Origin of the sequence: Dehalococcoides sp. UCH007, from assembly GCF_001010485.1 — a bacterium.
Lineage (GTDB): Bacteria > Chloroflexota > Dehalococcoidia > Dehalococcoidales > Dehalococcoidaceae > Dehalococcoides > Dehalococcoides mccartyi_A.
The window spans coordinates 445,629-464,238 of sequence record NZ_AP014722.1 but is presented as its reverse complement, the minus strand read 5'-3'; the positions used below and the strand labels follow the sequence as shown (position 1 = coordinate 464,238).

Genomic DNA, 18,610 nt, shown 5'->3' with positions numbered 1-18,610 from the left:
TAAACAATCATGTTGAAAATCAGACTCACTCGTATCGGAGCCCCCAAGAAACCTTGCTACCGGATAATCGTAACTGAGGCCCGTTCGCCGCGTGATGCCACTTATACGGACATTGTCGGCACCTACAACCCCATGACTAATCCTGAAACTGTGGTCATAAACGCCGAAAAAGCCCTCTACTGGATTGGTAAAGGTGCTCAACCTACGGATACGGTTGCCCGCCTTTTGAAAAAGGCCGGCGTCGTTAATTCTAACTAAACAGAAGGAGATCCCATGAAAGAACTTGTCGAGTACATCGCCAAATCGCTAGCTGACGAGCCAAATGATGTAGTAGTGACAGAGGAACCTGAAGAAGAAGGCATCAAGCTGACTCTGAAGGTAGCCGATGTAGATAAGGGCAGGATTATCGGCAAGCAGGGCAGGATTGCTCAGGCAATGCGCACCCTCATTCGGGTCAAAGCTGCGAAAGCTGGTAAACGCGCCCGTCTTGAAATTCTTTAGTTAAATAACAAGCCAAGGTCTATCTAAGGTCAACCCCTCCCCCGGCCCGGTGCCGCGGTTCGGGTTGGCCTTATTAATATGTGAAAGAAATGGCTCAAGAAGAATACATTTTAATAGGTAAAGTACTGGGGATATGGGGAATGAACGGCGGCCTTAAAATAGGTGTGCTGACTGATTTCCCTGAACGCTTTGATATCGGAAATAAACTGCTGATAAGACGCACACCCTATACCGTCAGCCAGACAAGCTGGCAGAAAGCCCAGGCTGTTATTCACCTGAGCGAAATAACCGATATTGATGCCGCAGAGGAGCTTATCGGTGCTCCAGTGGAAATACCGTTCTCCGCCTTAAAAAAACTGCCTGAAGGTGTTTACTATGATTTCCAGCTGATAGGGCTAGAAGTTGTAGGCTTGTCGGGGGAGAAGATTGGGCAGATAAAGGAAATACTCCATATGCCATCTAATGACATATACGTAATCAGTTACGGTGCTAAAGAAGCCCTAATACCGGCGGTCAAGGATGTAGTCAAGGAGATAAACCTGCAGACCGATAAAATGATTATTGACCCCATTCCCGGTTTACTTGACTAGTTGTCAGTTTGTCAGCCCAAACAAAAAGCCCCTTGTTAAAGGGGCTTTTATCATTTGCAGAGTTGTACCGACTAGACTTGGGGGTGTTTCCGCCGTTTTTCGGCTACCTTCAGGCGTATCATAGCCCGTCGCAGTGAAGCTTCTGTTTCGGCAGCCAGCATACCAGGTTCGTATTTGTCAGCCATGCGGGCTTCAGCCCTCTTCTTGGCCTCGGCAGCTCGGGCAATATCAATTTCCTCTGCCCGTTCAGCACTATCTGCCAACACGATTACCCTGTCAGGCCGTACCTCAAGGAAACCGCCGGAAACCACCATAGAATATTCCTCAGAGCCGATTTTCGCCTTGAGTTCCCCCGCCTGCAAAGCTGTCATCAGCGGGGCATGATGAGGCAGTATGGCCATTTCACCCTCAATACCGGGGGCAACCACCACATCTACCTCTTCGGAAAATACCGACCGTTCCGCAGTAACTATGTCCAGCTTTAATTTAGCCAATTTTTTACCTGCCAGATATAATACTTAGACCGCGCTTAGCTTTTTGGCTTCGGCCACGGCATCATCAATAGTGCCTACCATATAGAAAGCCTGTTCAGGCAAACTGTCATGCTTACCCTCAAGAATTTCCTTAAACCCGCGAATAGTTTCAGCCAAAGATACATACTGACCGGGACGGCCGGTAAATACCTCTGAAACAAACATAGGTTGAGTCAGGAAACGCTGAATTCGGCGGGCACGGGCAACAGTCAGTTTGTCTTCTTCAGAAAGTTCTTCCATACCCAGGATAGCGATAACATCCTGAAGATCCTTATAGCGCTGAAGAACCTTCTGAACGTCACGGGCTACTTTATAATGTTCCTCACCCACTACCTGAGGGTCAAGTATGCGGGAATTGGAAGCCAGCGGATCTACAGCCGGATAAAGAGCCTGTTCGGCCAGTGAACGCTCAAGGGCAATCATAGCATCCAGATGACCGAAAGTGGCGACTACACCGGGATCGGTATAGTCATCTGCCGGTACGTACACAGCCTGGAATGAGGTGATTGAACCCTGTTTGGTAGAAGCAATGCGCTCCTGCAGAGCACCCATTTCAGTGGCCAGAGTGGGCTGATAACCTACAGCAGAAGGCATACGTCCTAAAAGGGCGGATACTTCCATACCAGCCAGGGTATAACGATAGATATTGTCAATAAACAGAAGCACGTCCTGTCTTTCTTCATCACGGAAATATTCGGCCATGGTAAGACCGGTAAGAGCAATACGCAGACGTACTGCGGGAAGCTCATTCATCTGACCGAATACCATGGTAGTCTTGGGAAGCACGCCTGAATCTTCCATTTCATGCCAAAGGTCATTACCTTCGCGGGAACGTTCACCTACACCGGCAAAAACTGAAAACCCTTCGTGCTCGGTAGCAATGTTACGTATAAGTTCCTGAATAAGAACGGTCTTGCCTACACCTGCACCACCTAAAGCGCCGATCTTACCGCCGCGGGCAAAGGGGGCAATCAGGTCAATAACTTTAAGACCTGTTTCCAATACCTGAGCAGAAGATTCCAGCTCGTCCATAGCGGGTGCCGAGCGGTGGATAGGCATAGTCTTTTCAGCTTTTACATCACCCCTGTTATCCAGAGGTTCACCCAGCACGTTAAAGATACGCCCCAGAGTATTCCGGCCTACCGGAACTGAAAGCGGCCTTTTGGTATCTATAACCTCGGCGCCGCGCTCCAGACCATCGGTAGGAGTAAAGGAAAGGCACTTTACGCGGTTGTTACCGACGTGTGACTGCACTTCCAGCACCATCTTGCCGTTATCACGGGGAATTTCCAATGCGTTAAACAGAGCCGGCATGGAATCTGCCGAAAACTCTACGTCAACAACCGAACCAATTACCTGTATAACCTTTCCGTTTGCCATTATATCCTCCTAGAATTAGGCCAGCGCGGCAGCTCCGCCGACGATGTCCAAAAGCTCATTAGTGATAGATTCCTGACGAGCCTTGTTGTAAACAAGTGTCAACTCTCCGATAAGTTCTTTGGCGTTATCGGTAGCGTTGCGCATAGCTACCATCCGGGCTGACTGCTCTGAGGCAATAGACTCCAGAATGGCATGATACACACTCATCTCAACAAAACGGGGTAAAAGCGAATTTAAAACAGTAGCTGATTCCGGCTCATAAATATATTCCAGATTCTGGCCGGGAGGCAATTCCAGCGGCACTACCGGCAAAAGCTGCTCAAGAACAGGCTTCTGTACGGCGGTAGTTACAAACTGAGTATAGGCAATAAAAACCTGGTCAATTTCCCCGCTCATAAAGTCATCCATAATAACTCTGGAAATGGGGAGGGTATCCAGGTAGCCGGGCCTATCCCCCAGATTTATAAACTCTGCCCGCATCTGCTGTTTGATACGGCGGATGAAATCCACACCTTTACGCCCTACAACTACGGCAGACACCGGAACTTTTTGCTCCATTATGAAAGTACCGGTCTTGCGGTTGATATTTGCAACCAAACCGCCGCACTGACCCCGGTCAGGAGTTATGTGAAGTACGGCTATCTTTTTGACCGGTCTGCGTTCAAGCAAGGGGTGCAAAACTTCACCGCTCTGGGGTAGAGCCGCTAAAGCGGCAATAACCTCGGTGATTTTTTCACTGTAAGGCCTACCAGCCAGACCGCGTTCCTGGGCCTTTTTCATTTTAGAGGCCGCAATCATTTCCATAGCCCTGGTAATCTTGGCTATATTACGGACACTGCGGATACGCCTTTTTATTATTCTTATATTAGCCATTTAACTTCCCGCCAGGTTCGAAATTTATGCTACTAAACCCTTCTTATAATCATCCAAAGCGGTCTTAAGGGCTGTCTCGGTTTCAGCAGAGATGGCATTTTCCTTGGTAATATTGTTCAGCACCGAAGCATAGTTCGCTTCGAGGAAGCGATAGAACCCGCTCTCAAAATCACGTACTTTTTCAACTTCTATACTGTCAAGATACCCGTTCAGCACGGCATACAGGATAGCAACCTGATTAGCCATGGGCAACGGCTGGTACTGACCCTGTTTGAGTACCTCGGTGATTCTTTGACCGCGCTCCAGCTGCATACGGGTAGCTTTATCAAGTTCGGAAGTACCGAACTGGGCAAAAGCAGCCAATTCACGATACTGACCCATATCCATCTTCAGTTTGCTGGCAACCTTCTTCATGGCCTTGGTCTGAGCGCTTGAACCCACGCGTGACACCGATATACCCACGTTAACCGCGGGTCGGATACCGGCGTTAAACATATCCGGTTCAAGATAAATCTGTCCATCCGTAATGGAAATAACGTTGGTAGGTACATAAGCCGAAACGTCTCCGGCCTGAGTTTCAATAATGGGCAAAGCGGTCAGCGAACCGCCGCCAAGCTTGTCATTAAGTCTGGCAGCCCGTTCCAACAAACGGCTGTGCAGGTAGAATACATCACCCGGATAAGCCTCACGGCCGGGCGGGCGACGCAGAAGGAGTGAAAGCTGGCGATAAGCCCAGGCATGCTTGGTCAGGTCATCATAAACCACCAAGGCATCTTGACCCTGTTCCATAAACTCTTCACCGATAGCGCAGCCGGCATAAGGTGCCAGATACTGCAAAGCTACTGCGTCAGAAGAGTTTGCCGCAACCACGATAGTATGCTCCATAGCACCGTACTGCTCAAGCAAAGCTACCGTACGGGCTACTTTGGAAGCCTTCTGTCCGATAGCCACATAAATACAAACCAGATCCCCGCCCTTCTGGTTAATAATGGTATCCAGAGCAATGGCGGTTTTACCGGTTGAACGGTCACCAATAATCAGCTCACGCTGACCGCGGCCGATGGGTATCATGGCATCAATAGCTTTGATACCTGTCTGAACCGGAGTGTTTACTGATTTACGGTCAACCACGTTAGGGGCGATACGCTCAAGGGGGCGGGTTGATTCAGCCTTGATAGGGCCTTTGCCGTCCAGAGGGCGGCCTAAAGGGTCTACAACGCGGCCAATCATACCTTTACCAACCGTAATTTCAGAAATACGACCGGTAGCCTTTACTTCGTCGCCTTCTTTAATATTGGAATCTTCGCCCAGAATAACAGCTGCAACGCTGTCTTCTTCAAGGTTAAGGGCAATGCCCATAACACCGCCGGGGAATTCCAAAAGTTCGTTGTACTTGGCATTGGAAAGACCATGAATACGGGCGATGCCATCGCCTACTTCGATAACCGAACCGACGCTGGTCATGCTGACCGGAGCACCGAATTCTTTTATCTGCTCTTTAATAATAGATACTATATCTTGACCACGTGCGCTCAATTACGCCACCTCCTGAGGGTTATCAAATACGTCCCTGACTGATTTCGTTTTGCAGTAAGACCAGCCTCCGACTGACAGAACCATCTATCAGTTTATCCCCGATTCTGGCTTTCAGACCAGCTATCAAGCCGGGGTCTGTTGCAGTTACTACATTTATCTTTTTCCCGGTTATCTTGCTTAACTGCTGTCTGATTATTTCAATATCCGCTTCGCTGGAAGGCTTGGCAGTGGTTACAATAGCATCCTCCACCCCTCTGGCCTCATTCAGCAAACGGTTGTACTCACCTGAAACAGCCCTCATGATACCCAGCCTGCGGGTAGCCACCAGCATATCCACCAGGTTCAGCATCAGCGGGTCTATATTACTCAGCTTGGCAAGGACCTTGTGTTTTCTGGCAGAGGCAATTTTGGGGTTGCTGAGAAACTCAGCAACCGAAGCATCCTCTGTAAGGCTGGAAAGATCCTGTAAATCTTCCTGCCACTTATCCAGAGACTTTTGCTCCTTAGCCAGTTCGTATAATGCCTGCGCATAACGCATGGCTATAGCATAAACTCTTTTGGCCACTGCTTCTCCGTTGCTCTCTTTTAATTTTTTCGCAGGTTGGTGCTATTTTCAAGCACACTGTCAATCAGCGCCTGATGCGCTTTTTTATCTAAAGATTGGTCAATAACCTTGCCGGCCGCCAAAATGGTCAGTTCGGCAAATTCCTTACGCAGCTGGTCCACTACTTCGTCCCGCTCCTGACGTATTTCAGTCCGGGCGCGGCTAAGCATAGCTTCAGCTTCAGCCCTAGCTTCTTCTATGGCTTTCTGGCGGATTTCATCACCGGTCTTCACAGCCCGTTCAATCACCAGTTGCCCCTGCTGGCTGGCTTCGCCAATCTTCTTTTTAAACTCTTCTTCCGCCCGTTGGGCCTGTTCCTTTACCTGGTCTGTCCGTTCCATGCTTTCCTTGATACGGGCAGAACGCTCGTCAAGTTTGGCCAGAATGGGTTTATAGGCAAACAGATACAGCAGACCTAAGAGTAAACCGAAGTTTACAATCTGGGCTATGAAAGAAGGTATATTTATTCCCAGTTCTGCCAGTTTTTCCACCGGTTTCCTCCTGTATTATGCCCCTTAGGCAACGAAAATAAGTACGATAGAGATAACCAGCGCAAAGATGGCGATGGACTCAGCGAAAGCCACCAAAAGGATCATGTTGGTAAAGATAGAACCCTTGGCTTCAGGATTGCGGCCGATAGCCTGCAATGCACCAAAACCCAGAATACCTACACCAATACCAGGGCCAATTGCACCCAGACCCATTGCCAAGCCAGCCGCTAAGAGTTTGATTACATCAGCTTCCACTATTGTTTTTCCTCCCTTGTTCTAATTGCATAATACTGAATTAATGATTTTCCTCCCCGTGAGGCGTAACCGCTATCAGGGAGAAGACCAGAGCCAAATTACAGAACACCAGCGCCTGTACGAAGCCTACCAGCATTTCAAGACCGTAGAAAGGTATGCCGATGATGAACGGCGCAAGGAATGTAATCATAAGTATAAGGATTTCGCCGCCTATCATATTGCCGAAAAGACGGAAGGTCAGGCTGATAATACGGACGAACTCCAGAAAGAATTCCAGTAAACCCACAAAGATAGTAATAAAGCCGTTAAATATACCGATTACCCCTTCTTTGTGACGGAAAGCGTTTATCAGGGGTTTGAAGTTGAAAAATTTGCTGAGATAATGGAAACCGCCCAGAGTTTTAATACCCCAGTACTCTACCATAATAAAGGTAATAGCGGCCAAAGCCAGCGGCAGGTTGATATCGGTATTGGCACCGCGAAGCAAGTGGGCTTCGTGGCCGTTGCCCAGCTCTATAAATATGGTATTGTAACCGGGCAGCAGGTTCATCCATGCATTTACTATGATAAAAAGGAAGATAGTAGCCACCAGAGGGAAAAACTTACGTCCGAATTTCTCACCGGCAGCATCGACACACATATTGTAAATCCAACTGAGCACCATCTCTAAAGCACCCTGAAGACGGCCGGGAATAAGTTTCATTTTTCGGGTGGCGGCAATACTCAGCCCCACCAGTACCAGAATGGTAACCCAGGCAGTAAGGATAGTGTTGGTGATTGCCACCGAGCCTATGCTGAAAATCTCAGCAGACGGAAGCTCCGGTTTGGGAGTGGTAATTTTCATCCAGTCAGGAAATCCAAGATCACCAAAGAGGGCGACACCTATAGGGCCGGACAGGAAACCGACCACTAACATTGCCAGTATAACTATCATTACTGGCCAGAATACCGCTTTGGGCATACCTAAAATCTTTTTCTTTGGCACTGTCAATTCCCTTTACCGTTGTTAGTTATCTTCGGCAGCAACCGATAAACGCCGTAAAAGGCCAGAAAAACTCCGCTTAAAAGACCGATCAGTAAGAACAGGGGTGAAAGACCTAAAGTCTCGTCCAGCCACCTGCCGCCCAGCGTCCCCAGCAATATGACAAGGGCAATGTACCAGCCCAAACCAAGATACTGAAGACCTGTACCCCATTTGTTCATTACAGCCTCAAAACGCAAAGTAGCATACCAGAATTAGTTCTTTAGGTCAAGAATGCCCGGTTGTACTAATACTTTTCAGGATTTGCGTTTGTCAAAATCTTCAAGGTCAAGGTTATCTACAAAATCACGGAAGGCGGACAGCCGCTTAATCTCTTCGTCACTGGCCTTGCGGGTTTTTTCACCCTTGCCGCCGGCGGGAGGTTCAGGCAAATCCATTTCATCCATAGCTCGTTTATCCTGTTCGCGATCCAGCATAATACTGGCTTTTTCCAGTACGCTGTCAGCCGCATATATAGGTACATTCACCCGTACCGCAAGTGCCAGAGCATCTGACGGGCGGCAATCTATTTCCATTTGCTCGCTGTCTACCTCTAATAATATCTTAGCGTAAAAAGTGTCATTTTTCAGGTCATCTACCACTATGGAGCGTACCTTTGCACCCAGCACATCTATAACTGTACCGAGGAGGTCATGGGTCAAAGGGCGGGGAACTGCCACCCCCTGCAGCTTAACTGCAATAGCCTCAGCCTCAGCTGTACCAATCCAAATAGGCAGATAACGGTCAGAGGTCTTTTCCTTAAGCAAAACTACCCTCTGATAATTCATCAGGCTAACCCTTATGCTGTCTATCGTCATTTCTATCATATTATTATCTGCCTCCTAAGTTTGCCTGACGGCGTACCATGAATTCTACCCCCAAAGAAATGGAGTGTCAATTTGCGTACCTATCTATAACAATCTATGACCTCTGACAGTATTGTAGACATATTAGCCCAAATCCTTAATACTCTACATCCCTCTAAGCTATCTTAATATTTCTCAAGCAAAACTTTGCAAAGATGGGTGAGTTTATGGAATAATACATAGCTCCAGAATAATGATTTTAAATGTCTGGGTGTGCTATCATAAACTACCTGAACCGTCATAGATGAAGGAGATCTACTAATGCAAAAAGGTCATGAGGCTATTGTCTGGTTTAACGAAGTTACGAAGAACGATATCCCTCTGGTCGGCGGTAAAGGCGCTAATTTAGGCGAAATGACCGGCGCCGGTATCCCTGTACCTCCCGGTTATATCGTAACAGCCAATGCCTATTTTGACTTCATAAACAGCTCAAACCTTCGCCCGTCCATCAGCAAGGCTCTTGAGTCACTGGATATCAATGATTCCAAACAACTTGCAGTTGTTGCTAACATCGTAAAGGAAATGATTCTCTCCACCCCCCTGCCTGCCGAACTTGCCACCCAGATTAAGGTTGCATATGAGAAAATGGGGCAAGGCTTGGTAGCAGTACGGTCATCAGCTACGGCTGAGGATTTGCCGGAAGCGTCTTTTGCCGGCCAGCAAAGCACCTACCTTAATATAGAGGGCGGTGACGAAGTTGTTAAGGCTGTTCAGAAATGCTGGGCTTCTTTGTTTGAGGCCAGAGCTATTTACTACAGGGTACAGCAAAACTTTGACCACCTGCAGGTTGGCATCGCCGTACCGGTACAAAAAATGGTACAATCACAGGCTTCCGGTGTCTGCTTCACTATTGAACCCATCACTTCAGACCCCACTAAAATAGTAATTGAAGCCATATACGGTCTGGGAGAAGGTCTGGTGTCAGGGGAAATTACACCGGACCTTTATATTATAGATAAAGAAGGGCCGTCGGTTCTTTCAAGGACTATCAGCCATCAGGAAAGGCGGCTGGTACGCAAAAACGGCAATTCAGCTTCAGGCGCCGAAGATGAATCCGGCAACAATTACTGGCAACCGGTACCTTCAGCCAAGCAGGAACAGCAAAAGATTACCGAAGACGATATTATTACACTGGCCAAACTGGCCATGCTTATTGAGAAGCACTACAGCGGCCCTCAGGATATTGAATGGGCAAAAGAAGAAAACGAAATTTACATTGTCCAGTCCCGCCCTGTTACCGCACTGAAAGATGCCAGTGAACTGGAACCCGAGATTGAAGCACCCATTCTGCTGCAGGGTGCGGCCGCTTCACCCGGTCTGGCTACCGGCGAAGTCAAAGTGCTTCAAGATCCCTCCGAAATAGATCTGGTAAATCAGGGGGATATTCTGGTAGCCGAAATGACCACCCCGGACTTTGTACCAGCCATGAAACGGGCCGCTGCCATTGTAACCAACCGCGGCGGACGCACCTCCCACGCTGCCATTGTCAGCCGTGAACTGGGTATCCCCTGCGTGGTAGGTACCGGTGAAGCCACCAAACTGCTTAAGAACGGCCAGATGATTACCGTTGACGGTACTCACGGCAAGGTTTATAACGGTAAGGTAACCCGCAACGTAAAAACCAGCAGCATAGCTTCTATAGTACGTGAAGCTATCCGCACCAAAACCCGCGTTTATGTAAACTTAGCCCAGCCTGAACTGGCTGATAAAGTAGCAGCCCGCAATGTAGATGGAGTAGGTCTGCTGAGAGCTGAATTTATATTCAGCCAGATAGGCAAACACCCCCGCTACATGATAGAAATGGGTCAGCAGGAAGAATATATCCAGCAGGTATACGAAGGTGTTTTGTCCTTCGCCAAAGCGTTCCATCCCCGACCGGTAGTCTACCGCACCAATGACTTTAAGACTAACGAATACCGTGATCTGCTGGGCGGCGATAAATATGAAGGCCAGGAAGAAAACCCCATGCTGGGGTACCGCGGTGTTTCCCGCTATATTAAAGATATTGAAGTATTCAAGATGGAAATCGAAGCCATCAAGCGGGTACGCAAGGACTATCCGAATGTCTACGTTATGCTTCCCTTTGTCCGTACCGTAGATGAGCTGAAAAAAGTAAAACAGATACTTGAAGATGAGGGGCTGAAAAGAGGGCCTGATTTCAAACTCTGGATGATGGTGGAAGTACCCTCCAATATCTTCCTGATTGACAAGTTTATTGATGCCGGTATAGATGGCATTTCCATAGGTTCAAATGACCTCACCCAGCTGATACTTGGTGTTGACCGTGACAGCGAAATGCTGCGCGAAACCTTTGACGAACGCAATGAAGCAGTTTTGGTAGCCCTGGAAAAAGCCGTTACCACCGCTGCCCGCCGCGGTATTACCGCCTCCATCTGCGGACAGGCACCTTCGGTTTACCCTGAACTGACTGAAAAGTTGGTCTCCTGGGGCATAACCTCGGTTTCTGTCAGTCCTGACATGATAGGCACTACCCGCGAGATTATTGCCAAGGCAGAGGCCAAATTAAAGATTAAATGATTAGCGAGCTTCGCATAAGGGAGCGCATTGAAGCAAGAGAGGAGAACCTCTCCCCTTACGCGGTTAAAAGCCGCCTTTCCCGTGGCAGGCAAAAAGCAGAAGATCCGGACCCGGTTCGCACCTGTTTCCAGCGTGACCGGGACCGGATTATACATTCCAAGGCCTTTCGCCGCTTAAAGCATAAAACCCAGGTCTTCATTGCCCCTTTGGGTGACCACTTTGTGACCCGCCTTACTCATACGCTGGAGGTTACCCAGATAGCCCGGACTATTGCCCGGGCGCTCAACCTTAACGAAGACCTGACCGAAGCCATTTGCCTGGGACATGATCTGGGACATACCCCTTTTGGACATGCCGGCGAAGAGGTTTTAAACGAGCTTTATCCTAAAGGTTTTCACCATAACGAACAGAGCCTTCGGGTGGTGGACCTGCTGGAAAAAAACGGGCATGGCCTTAACCTAAGCTTTGAAGTACGTGACGGCATACTCAACCACTCTAAGTCACGCTCAAACATACTCGGGGAAGTGCATAACAAGGCCGCAACTTTTGAAGGGCAGATTTGCCGGATTGCAGATGCGGTTGCCTATATAAACCATGACATCCTGGACTCTATCCGGGCAGGCATTATCAAAGCAAATGACCTGCCGCTGGGTGCGGTTTCGGTGCTGGGCAACAGCCATTCCCAGCGGATAAACACCATGGTGTGTGATATTATAAAAAGTTCGTGGTCATGCACAGGGCTGATTCCCGGTGCGGAGCCGGAAGTTACCATGAGCAACAAGGTGCTGAGTGCCAGCAATACCCTTCGGGATTTCCTGTTTGAACAGGTATATCAGAGCAAAGACCGTAAGGCCGAACATGAAAGGGAAATAGTCCGTTTATTATACAAATATCTGGTAGACCATCAGGATTTGCTGCCCATGGAATATATAGCCCTGTCTGATAAACCTGAACAGAGGGTTGTTGATTATATTGCGGGTATGACAGACCTATTCGCCCTGAGGCTAGCTAAAGAACTTAATCTGGCTGAATAATATGAACGACGCTGTAGAAGAAATAAAGCAAAAACTGGATATTGTGAGCTTTATCGGCCAGTATACCAAACTGACCAAAGCAGGCCGCACTATGCGCGGAATCTGCCCTTTTCACAGCGAAAAACACGGCTCTTTCTTCGTTTATCCCGAAGCCCAAAACTGGCACTGTTTCGGAGCCTGCAATACCGGCGGGGATATTTTTGCTTTCGTAATGAAAAAAGAAGGGCTGGATTTTAAAGGGGCACTGGAACTGCTGGCTGAAAAAGCGGGCGTAAGCTTGCCCAGCCATATAAACCCGCAAATCAGAGACCAGCGTGAGCGCCTGTATGAAATAAATTTGGCAGCCGCCCAATATTACCATAACCTGCTTTTAAACAGCCCCCAGGCCGAAAATGCCCGCAGTTACCTTAAATCACGCGGGCTAAATGACCAATCTATGGCAGACTTTCAACTGGGATACGCCCTGCCTGAATGGCAGGGGCTTTATGATTATCTTAAAGAACGCAGTTATACAGATGAAGAACTGCTGAAAGCTGGTGTAATAGTCCGCTCTGACGAGGGGCGGATTCATGACCGCTTCCGCAATAATATTATTTACCCCATTGCCAACTACAAAGGGCAGATAGCCGGTTTCGGGGCGCGGGTGATGGATAACTCACAGCCCAAATACCGCAATTCCCCCCAGACAGACCTTTTTGATAAAAGCAGCCTGCTGTACGGTTTGCATCTGGCTTCTGCCAGCATACGGGAAAAGAACCAGGCCATTATAGTGGAAGGCTATATGGATGCCATCATGTCCCACCAAGGCGGTTTTACCAACACGGTGGCCTGTATGGGCACTGCCCTGACTGACCGCCAGATAGCTTTAATAAAACGCCAGACCAAAAATCTGGTATTGGGACTGGATGCGGATTCGGCCGGTGAGGAAGCCACCCTGAGGGCTATAGATTATGAGAACCAGATAGAGTCAGAAATACGGGTAGCCGTACCAGAAGGCGGCAAAGACCCTGATGAAATTATCCGCCATGCACCCCAGACCTGGCAGGAAATACTGGATAATGCCCGCCCCCTGCTGGACTATATATTTAAACACAGCCAGAAAGGTCTGGATCTGAGTTCCGCCGCAGGCAAAGCCGGGCTGACTGACCGCCTGCTGCCCATAATATCCAAAATGGAAGACGGAGTACGCCAGTCCCACTACCTGGGCAAGCTGGCTGAAATAGTAAGCACCAGCCAGAACCGTATACTGGAACGGATGAAAAAACTGAAAAATGAAACCCGTATTACCAAAGCTATAGAAAAAGAAACCACATCAACAGCTGTTTCAGCAGCCAAAAACCCGGCTCTGGAGGAATATGCCCTTAGCCTGCTTTTCACCTCAGCAGAGCTTACCCGTTTTGCCGGTAAACTGCACCCTGAATATCTTGAAATACCCCAGTACCGGGAATTGCTGACTGTTTATAATCAATCTGCCGAAAAAGATACCCTGCGGGCGGGTCTTGATGAAAACCTGCGGGAATATTATGACAACTTGATGAATAAAAATGCGGCAAATGATAATATAGAGGATAAGTTTTGCGACCTATGCCTGAGGCTGAGAGAAAGATACCTCAGGAACTTGGCGGTAAAACTGAACCAAGCCTTGAGTGAAATCAACCAGCCGGAAACAGCTGAATACCAGGCGCTGAATGACCAGTGTGTAAAGGTCAACGAAGAATTGCGCAGTGTATTCAGCCTTAAAGACAGACGAAACCAGAAACAGAGGAGACAATAAATGCCAGCTGAGAAAGATAAGAAGGAATTTAGCCCTGACGATATCGATGATGATAAAGATGTGGAACAGGGGCTGGCTGATATCCATGACGAACAGGATGCCGAAGCAGAAAGTGACAAACTGGTAGAGCCTGACCTCAAAGATATAGCCGATACCGACATACCGGCCGAACTAACCGAAGAAGAACTGGCGGCCGAAGCGGATATGATGCCGGACACAGATGAAGAAATCGGCCCGCTTAATATTGACCTTGAAATACCCCTTGAGCAGGTTGATACCCAGGGTATCGTAGATGACCCGGTACGCATGTATCTGCATGAAATCGGCAGGGTACCTTTGCTTTCCGCCGAAGACGAAAAAACCCTGGCTAAGAAAATGGAAGAAGGCAAACGCATACGTGAAATCCGTCAGGAGTGCCTTGAAAAACGCGGACGCTACCCCTCGGCTGCGGAATCTTTCCTGTGCATGCTGAGAGAGCTTGCCCAAGCTACCGAGGTGCTTTTCCAACTGGGGCAGGAACTAAAGGTGGATACTTCTGCCAGTCTGAAAACTATTATCCACAACCCCAAGCTAAGGGCGGCTATTGACCATGAGATTGACCAGCAGCTTACCAAAAATATCTCCGATAATACCGGCAAGAGCATGGCGGAGATTGAGCAGGCATTTATCAATCTGGCTATAAACAGCTCCCTTCTGCCCAAGGTTGTGCTGGATGCCATACCTGAAAAAATGACCATACCGGAAATATCAGACCATACCAACGACCCTGCCTTTATAAGTCACTTGGAACGGCATGAGGCCAGCCTGAAATATTATCTGGATAACCTTGAGATAGATGCCAAACGAGCTGAACGTCACCTTATTCAGGCTAACCTTCGCCTGGTTGTCAGCGTAGCAAAAAAACACATCGGCAGAGGCATGCCCCTGCTTGACCTAATACAGGAAGGCAATATCGGCCTTATACGGGCAGTGGAAAAATTTGATTTCCACCGCGGCTTCAAGTTTTCCACTTACGCCACATGGTGGATACGTCAGGCAATTACCCGGGCTATTGCAGACCAGGCCAGGACTATTCGCATACCTGTCCATATGGTGGAAACCATCAACAAGCTGCTGTCCATAAGCCGGCAGCTGTCACAGAAGCTGGGGCGTGAACCTACCCCAGATGAGATAGCCCTTGAAATGGATTTGCCGCCTGAAAAGGTACGTGAAATTGCCAAGGTGTCCCAGCTGCCGGTTTCGCTGGAATCCCCTATAGGCGAAGAGGAAGATAGTCATCTGGGAGACTTTATTGAAGACCAGAACGCTCTGGCTCCGCCGGATGCCGCTTCGCGCCAGCTGCTAAAGGAGCAGATAGATACAGTACTGGGCAGCCTGACTCCGCGTGAACGCCGGGTACTTCAGCTCCGCTTTGGTCTGGAAGACGGCCGAAGCCGTACACTGGAAGAAGTGGGCAAAGAATTTAATGTAACACGTGAACGCATCCGCCAAATAGAAGCCAAGGCTCTGCGGAAACTCCGCCACCCCAGCCGCAGCCGCAAACTGAAAGATTACCTGGAATAATAAGCTTGCTTATTGATAACTAAAGACAACCCCTGCCCCAAACGGCAGGGGTTTTTTATTCCGTTTGGCTGGCAGCTCTATATCTCAAATACTTTAATACACATTAAGCTATGAAAATAGCTTTATATTCCCCTTTTTATGCTAAAATATAGGCAGTAAAACTGGAGAGCATTATGATTCCTGTCAAACTCAGAATAAAAAACTTTATGTGCTACCGCGGCGAAATTCCGCCTTTTTCTTTTAACGGGGTGCATACCGCCTGCATCTGCGGCCAGAACGGGGCCGGCAAATCTGCTTTGATAGACGCCATTACCTGGGCACTCTGGGGAAAAAGCCGGGCTAAAAGTGATGATGATGTAGTGTCTCTAAACGAACAGGAAACTGAAGTCAGCCTAGATTTTGAGATTTCGGGTGAACTTTATCAGGTTATCCGCCAACGCCAACGCCCCAAAAAGACCGGAGCAAACGGGCAAAGCCTTTTAAGCTTGTTTGCCATAAAGGATGGGAAACCCCTGAATATCACCGGGGATACCCTGACCCAAACAGAGAAAAAGATAATTTCCATACTGCATATGGACTATGACACCTTTATAAACAGTGCTTTTCTGCGGCAAGGGCATGCCAACCAGTTTACCCAGCAGCCCCCCGGCAAACGCAAGGAAGTACTCTCTAATATACTGGGGTTAGAAATATATGACCAGCTGGAAGACCTGGCCAGACAGGCCGTACGCGAGGCAGAGGCTAAAAAACTGCTTATAGAGCAGAGTATTGCAGACGGCCAAGAAGGGCTGAAATCCAGACCGGAACTGGAAGAAGCTTTAAAAAATACCCGCCTGAGCCTGACAGACGGTGAGGAGAAACTGAAAACCCATATTGCCAAGCTGGAAATCCTCAGGCATAAAAAACATGCCTTTGATGCCAAACAAAGTGCCTGCCTCCAGATAGAAAAAGACCTGCGGGACATATCAAAAGACCAGTCACTTTGGGCACAAAATCAACAGGATATAAAACAGCGTATCAGCATGTTTGAATCACTCTCTGCCCGAAAGGATGAAATCCTTAAAGGTTTTCAGGAATACACCGCCTGCCAAAGTCTGTATGAAAAACACAATCGCGTACTGGCGAAACTAAGACAGTTGGAAAGTTCCAAAAAACCCTTTGAAGATGCCGTCTATAAAGAGGAAAACAGCCTGAAAAACACCCTGACTAAATATCAGGAACATCTCAAAATGCGGCAGGAAACCGCCCAAACCCTGAGCAGGCTGGAACAAGAAAAAAAACAGTCAGACCTGATGCACCTGGAACTGGAAAATGAAGAGACTGTCTTAAAAATCAAGCAAACCAAGCTGGCAGAGATGCAAGGAAGTTTAGCCGGACTAGAGACCGAGTATGCCGGTACGGCCAGAGAAATAAGCTCTCTGGAAGAAAAACTAAAACTGCTTATCGAAGCAAGTGAAAGCCGCTGCAACTGCCCCCTGTGCGAAACCGAGCTGGGGCAAGACAAACTCAAATTGGTATTCGGCAAATATCGGACAGAACAAGATGCTAATGGAAAACAGCAAAGCAGCCTGAAACTAAAGCTTGAGCAGCTAAGGCTGGATATCCAGACTTTAACTGCCCAAATTGAAACTGAAACCAAACGCTTAAACCAAAAACGCAGGCAGTATGAGGGACAGCTGAGCGTACTGGAAAAAGGGATTGCAGACGCCAAAGATGCCGGAACCAAAGCGGCAAAAGGCAGAGAGCTGATTTCGGATATTGAGAAGCAGCTGAACGAACGCAGTTATGCCGTTTCCGAGCAAGCCAGGCTGGCAGTAATTGAAAAAGAGATACTGGAACTGAATTTTGATAATGCCGAATACACCCAAAACCAGCAAACTTTGGCCGGCCTGACCCACTTTGAGGAACAAAAACGCAAACTGGACGAGGCACAAAGCCGCCTGCCGATAGAAAGAGATAGCTTGGAAAAAACGACTTCGGCACTGGCAGAACTCACCGCCCGCCATGATACTAAACTGAGTGAACAGCAAACCCTGCAAAGAGAACTGACTGAACTGCCCGCACTGGAGCAGGAGCTGGAAACCGCCGAAGCCGGATACAAGTTACTCAGCCAAACACAGGATACCTTGAGGCAACAACTGGGTTCGCTCAACCAGAAAGAAGAGCAGTTGAATGAACTGGAAAAAAAGCTGAAAAAACAGGAGCAGGATAAAGAGCAAACCGCCAAAGAAATATACTACTTTGGTAAACTGGCCAGAGCTTTCGGCAAGAAAGACGGAATCCAGACCATGCTGATTGAAGACACCCTGCCGGAACTGGAAAGCGGGGCAGACCTGCTGCTGTCACGGATGACTGACGGGCGTATGCACCTTAGTATAGAAACCCAGCGCTCAACCAAAAAGGGAGACCAGACCGAGACGCTGGATATAAATATCTCGGATGAGCTGGGCACCCGCAACTACGAAACATTCAGCGGGGGTGAGGCTTTCAGGATAGATTTTGCGGTCAGGATTGCCCTGTCACGCCTGCTGGCAAACCGTCTGGGCGCACCTTTGCGGACGCTGATTATTGATGAAGGGTTCGGCACACAGGACTCAACCGGTATTGAACGCCTGAAAGAGGCTATAAACTCCATTCAGGATGAGTTTGACAAGATACTGGTCATAACCCATATAGATGACCTGAAAGATTCTTTCCCCACCCGCATTGAGATAGATAAAACCCCGTCAGGCTCAGCTATACGCTTAAACTAAACATCCCGCAGGATAAAAACGTCATCTATATCTGCGTGCAGGGCTTTGGCTACTTTGTGAGCCAGAATAAGCGAAGGATTGTAAGTACCCTTTTCAAGGTAAAGCATAGTCTGGCGGCTGACACCCACCGTCTCAGCCAGCTCAGCCTGAGTAAGATTGTATCTTGCCCGCAGTTCCTTAATACGGGTACGCAGTATCATCAGAAGTTTCCCCTTGCTCTTTCTGCCCGTTAGCATAAAGTACTTATGTTAGAATTATATTACGTATGCGGGACAAAATGCAAAAGGTTAAAGTGTTT

The 18,610-nt window shown here is 48.3% G+C and carries 19 protein-coding genes; 8 read left to right on the top strand and 11 right to left on the bottom strand.

Annotated features, from left to right (window positions below):
* The first annotated feature begins 9 nt into the window (after positions 1–9).
* The 3 genes from rpsP (at position 10) to rimM (ending at position 1,091) form a co-directional block, all read left to right on the top strand.
* Complete coding sequence (gene rpsP, locus UCH007_RS02495; protein ID WP_012881826.1) at positions 10–258, top strand: 30S ribosomal protein S16; 249 nt, start codon at positions 10–12, stop codon at positions 256–258.
* A 15-nt stretch (positions 259–273) separates the two neighbouring features.
* Entirely contained in the window at positions 274–501 is a 228-nt protein-coding gene (locus UCH007_RS02490; protein WP_010936343.1) for a KH domain-containing protein, read from the top strand.
* 89 nt (positions 502–590) lie between these two features.
* Positions 591–1,091 carry a ribosome maturation factor RimM gene (gene rimM, locus UCH007_RS02485; RefSeq protein ID WP_023652076.1) on the top strand — a complete coding sequence of 167 codons (501 nt, stop codon included), beginning with the start codon at positions 591–593 and terminating at the stop codon, positions 1,089–1,091.
* Positions 1,092–1,162: 71 nt separating this feature from the next.
* On the opposite strand, the gene UCH007_RS02480 is transcribed toward rimM, so the two are convergent.
* The 10 genes from UCH007_RS02480 to UCH007_RS02435 all read right to left on the bottom strand — a co-directional run bounded on the left by UCH007_RS02480 (position 1,163) and on the right by UCH007_RS02435 (position 8,611).
* Entirely contained in the window at positions 1,163–1,585 is a 423-nt protein-coding gene (locus UCH007_RS02480) for a F0F1 ATP synthase subunit epsilon (RefSeq protein ID WP_012881823.1), read from the bottom strand.
* 24 nt (positions 1,586–1,609) lie between these two features.
* Positions 1,610–3,004, bottom strand: a complete 1,395-nt coding sequence (gene atpD / locus UCH007_RS02475; protein WP_046960968.1) for a F0F1 ATP synthase subunit beta — start codon at positions 3,002–3,004, stop codon at positions 1,610–1,612.
* Positions 3,005–3,019: 15 nt separating this feature from the next.
* Positions 3,020–3,877: an ATP synthase F1 subunit gamma gene (gene atpG / locus UCH007_RS02470; RefSeq protein ID WP_046960967.1), complete on the bottom strand. Its 858-nt coding sequence runs from the start codon at positions 3,875–3,877 to the stop codon at positions 3,020–3,022.
* Positions 3,878–3,901: 24 nt separating this feature from the next.
* Entirely contained in the window at positions 3,902–5,413 is a 1,512-nt protein-coding gene (gene atpA, locus UCH007_RS02465; protein ID WP_012881820.1) for a F0F1 ATP synthase subunit alpha, read from the bottom strand.
* Between the two features lie 22 nt (positions 5,414–5,435).
* Entirely contained in the window at positions 5,436–5,978 is a 543-nt protein-coding gene (gene atpH, locus UCH007_RS02460; protein WP_010936337.1) for an ATP synthase F1 subunit delta, read from the bottom strand.
* A 20-nt stretch (positions 5,979–5,998) separates the two neighbouring features.
* On the bottom strand, positions 5,999–6,508 hold the full coding sequence (atpF, locus tag UCH007_RS02455) for a F0F1 ATP synthase subunit B (protein WP_023652073.1): 510 nt from the start codon (positions 6,506–6,508) through the stop codon (positions 5,999–6,001).
* 24 nt (positions 6,509–6,532) lie between these two features.
* Entirely contained in the window at positions 6,533–6,763 is a 231-nt protein-coding gene (atpE, locus tag UCH007_RS02450) for an ATP synthase F0 subunit C (RefSeq protein ID WP_010936335.1), read from the bottom strand.
* A 40-nt stretch (positions 6,764–6,803) separates the two neighbouring features.
* Positions 6,804–7,748, bottom strand: a complete 945-nt coding sequence (locus UCH007_RS02445) for a F0F1 ATP synthase subunit A (RefSeq protein WP_046960966.1) — start codon at positions 7,746–7,748, stop codon at positions 6,804–6,806.
* A gap of 2 nt (positions 7,749–7,750) precedes the next feature.
* Entirely contained in the window at positions 7,751–7,966 is a 216-nt protein-coding gene (locus tag UCH007_RS02440; protein ID WP_231854728.1) for an AtpZ/AtpI family protein, read from the bottom strand.
* A gap of 75 nt (positions 7,967–8,041) precedes the next feature.
* Complete coding sequence (locus tag UCH007_RS02435; RefSeq protein ID WP_012881815.1) at positions 8,042–8,611, bottom strand: bifunctional nuclease family protein; 570 nt, start codon at positions 8,609–8,611, stop codon at positions 8,042–8,044.
* A 300-nt stretch (positions 8,612–8,911) separates the two neighbouring features.
* On the opposite strand from UCH007_RS02435, the gene ppsA reads away from it, so the two are divergent.
* The 5 genes from ppsA to UCH007_RS02410 all read left to right on the top strand — a co-directional run bounded on the left by ppsA (position 8,912) and on the right by UCH007_RS02410 (position 18,312).
* Positions 8,912–11,188 (top strand): phosphoenolpyruvate synthase, encoded by a 2,277-nt coding sequence (gene ppsA / locus UCH007_RS02430; RefSeq protein ID WP_012881814.1) that lies wholly within the window; start codon positions 8,912–8,914, stop codon positions 11,186–11,188.
* Entirely contained in the window at positions 11,185–12,222 is a 1,038-nt protein-coding gene (locus tag UCH007_RS02425) for a deoxyguanosinetriphosphate triphosphohydrolase (RefSeq protein ID WP_046960964.1), read from the top strand. The genes ppsA and UCH007_RS02425 overlap by 4 nt, the downstream gene beginning before the upstream one ends.
* A 1-nt stretch (position 12,223) precedes the next feature.
* Positions 12,224–13,996, top strand: coding sequence for a DNA primase (gene dnaG / locus UCH007_RS02420; protein ID WP_046960963.1), 1,773 nt, complete (start codon positions 12,224–12,226; stop codon positions 13,994–13,996).
* Positions 13,997–15,559: an RNA polymerase sigma factor RpoD gene (rpoD, locus tag UCH007_RS07905; protein WP_012881811.1), complete on the top strand. Its 1,563-nt coding sequence runs from the start codon at positions 13,997–13,999 to the stop codon at positions 15,557–15,559.
* A gap of 173 nt (positions 15,560–15,732) precedes the next feature.
* Positions 15,733–18,312 carry an AAA family ATPase gene (locus UCH007_RS02410; RefSeq protein ID WP_046960962.1) on the top strand — a complete coding sequence of 860 codons (2,580 nt, stop codon included), beginning with the start codon at positions 15,733–15,735 and terminating at the stop codon, positions 18,310–18,312.
* Here UCH007_RS02410 and UCH007_RS02405 read toward each other — a convergent pair.
* A complete protein-coding gene (locus tag UCH007_RS02405; protein ID WP_010936325.1) occupies positions 18,309–18,512 on the bottom strand; it encodes a helix-turn-helix transcriptional regulator in 204 nt (67 codons plus the stop codon). The two genes, UCH007_RS02410 and UCH007_RS02405, sit on opposite strands and share 4 nt — an antisense overlap.
* Positions 18,513–18,610 lie beyond the last annotated feature (98 nt).

Bases quoted from the DNA above. Each gene is read 5' to 3' on its own strand.
- atpG (WP_046960967.1), bottom strand. From the start codon at position 3,877: ATGGCTAATATAAGAATAATAAAAAGGCGTATCCGCAGTGTCCGTAAT.
- dnaG (WP_046960963.1), top strand. From the start codon at position 12,224: ATGAACGACGCTGTAGAAGAAATAAAGCAAAAACTGGATATTGTGAGC.
- UCH007_RS02410 (WP_046960962.1), top strand. From the start codon at position 15,733: ATGATTCCTGTCAAACTCAGAATAAAAAACTTTATGTGCTACCGCGGC.
- ppsA (WP_012881814.1), top strand. From the start codon at position 8,912: ATGCAAAAAGGTCATGAGGCTATTGTCTGGTTTAACGAAGTTACGAAG.
- UCH007_RS02425 (WP_046960964.1), top strand. From the start codon at position 11,185: ATGATTAGCGAGCTTCGCATAAGGGAGCGCATTGAAGCAAGAGAGGAG.
- rpsP (WP_012881826.1), top strand. From the start codon at position 10: ATGTTGAAAATCAGACTCACTCGTATCGGAGCCCCCAAGAAACCTTGC.
- rimM (WP_023652076.1), top strand. From the start codon at position 591: ATGGCTCAAGAAGAATACATTTTAATAGGTAAAGTACTGGGGATATGG.
- rpoD (WP_012881811.1), top strand. From the start codon at position 13,997: ATGCCAGCTGAGAAAGATAAGAAGGAATTTAGCCCTGACGATATCGAT.
- UCH007_RS02435 (WP_012881815.1), bottom strand. From the start codon at position 8,611: ATGATAGAAATGACGATAGACAGCATAAGGGTTAGCCTGATGAATTAT.
- UCH007_RS02405 (WP_010936325.1), bottom strand. From the start codon at position 18,512: ATGATACTGCGTACCCGTATTAAGGAACTGCGGGCAAGATACAATCTT.
- UCH007_RS02490 (WP_010936343.1), top strand. From the start codon at position 274: ATGAAAGAACTTGTCGAGTACATCGCCAAATCGCTAGCTGACGAGCCA.
- atpD (WP_046960968.1), bottom strand. From the start codon at position 3,004: ATGGCAAACGGAAAGGTTATACAGGTAATTGGTTCGGTTGTTGACGTA.
- UCH007_RS02440 (WP_231854728.1), bottom strand. From the start codon at position 7,966: ATGAACAAATGGGGTACAGGTCTTCAGTATCTTGGTTTGGGCTGGTAC.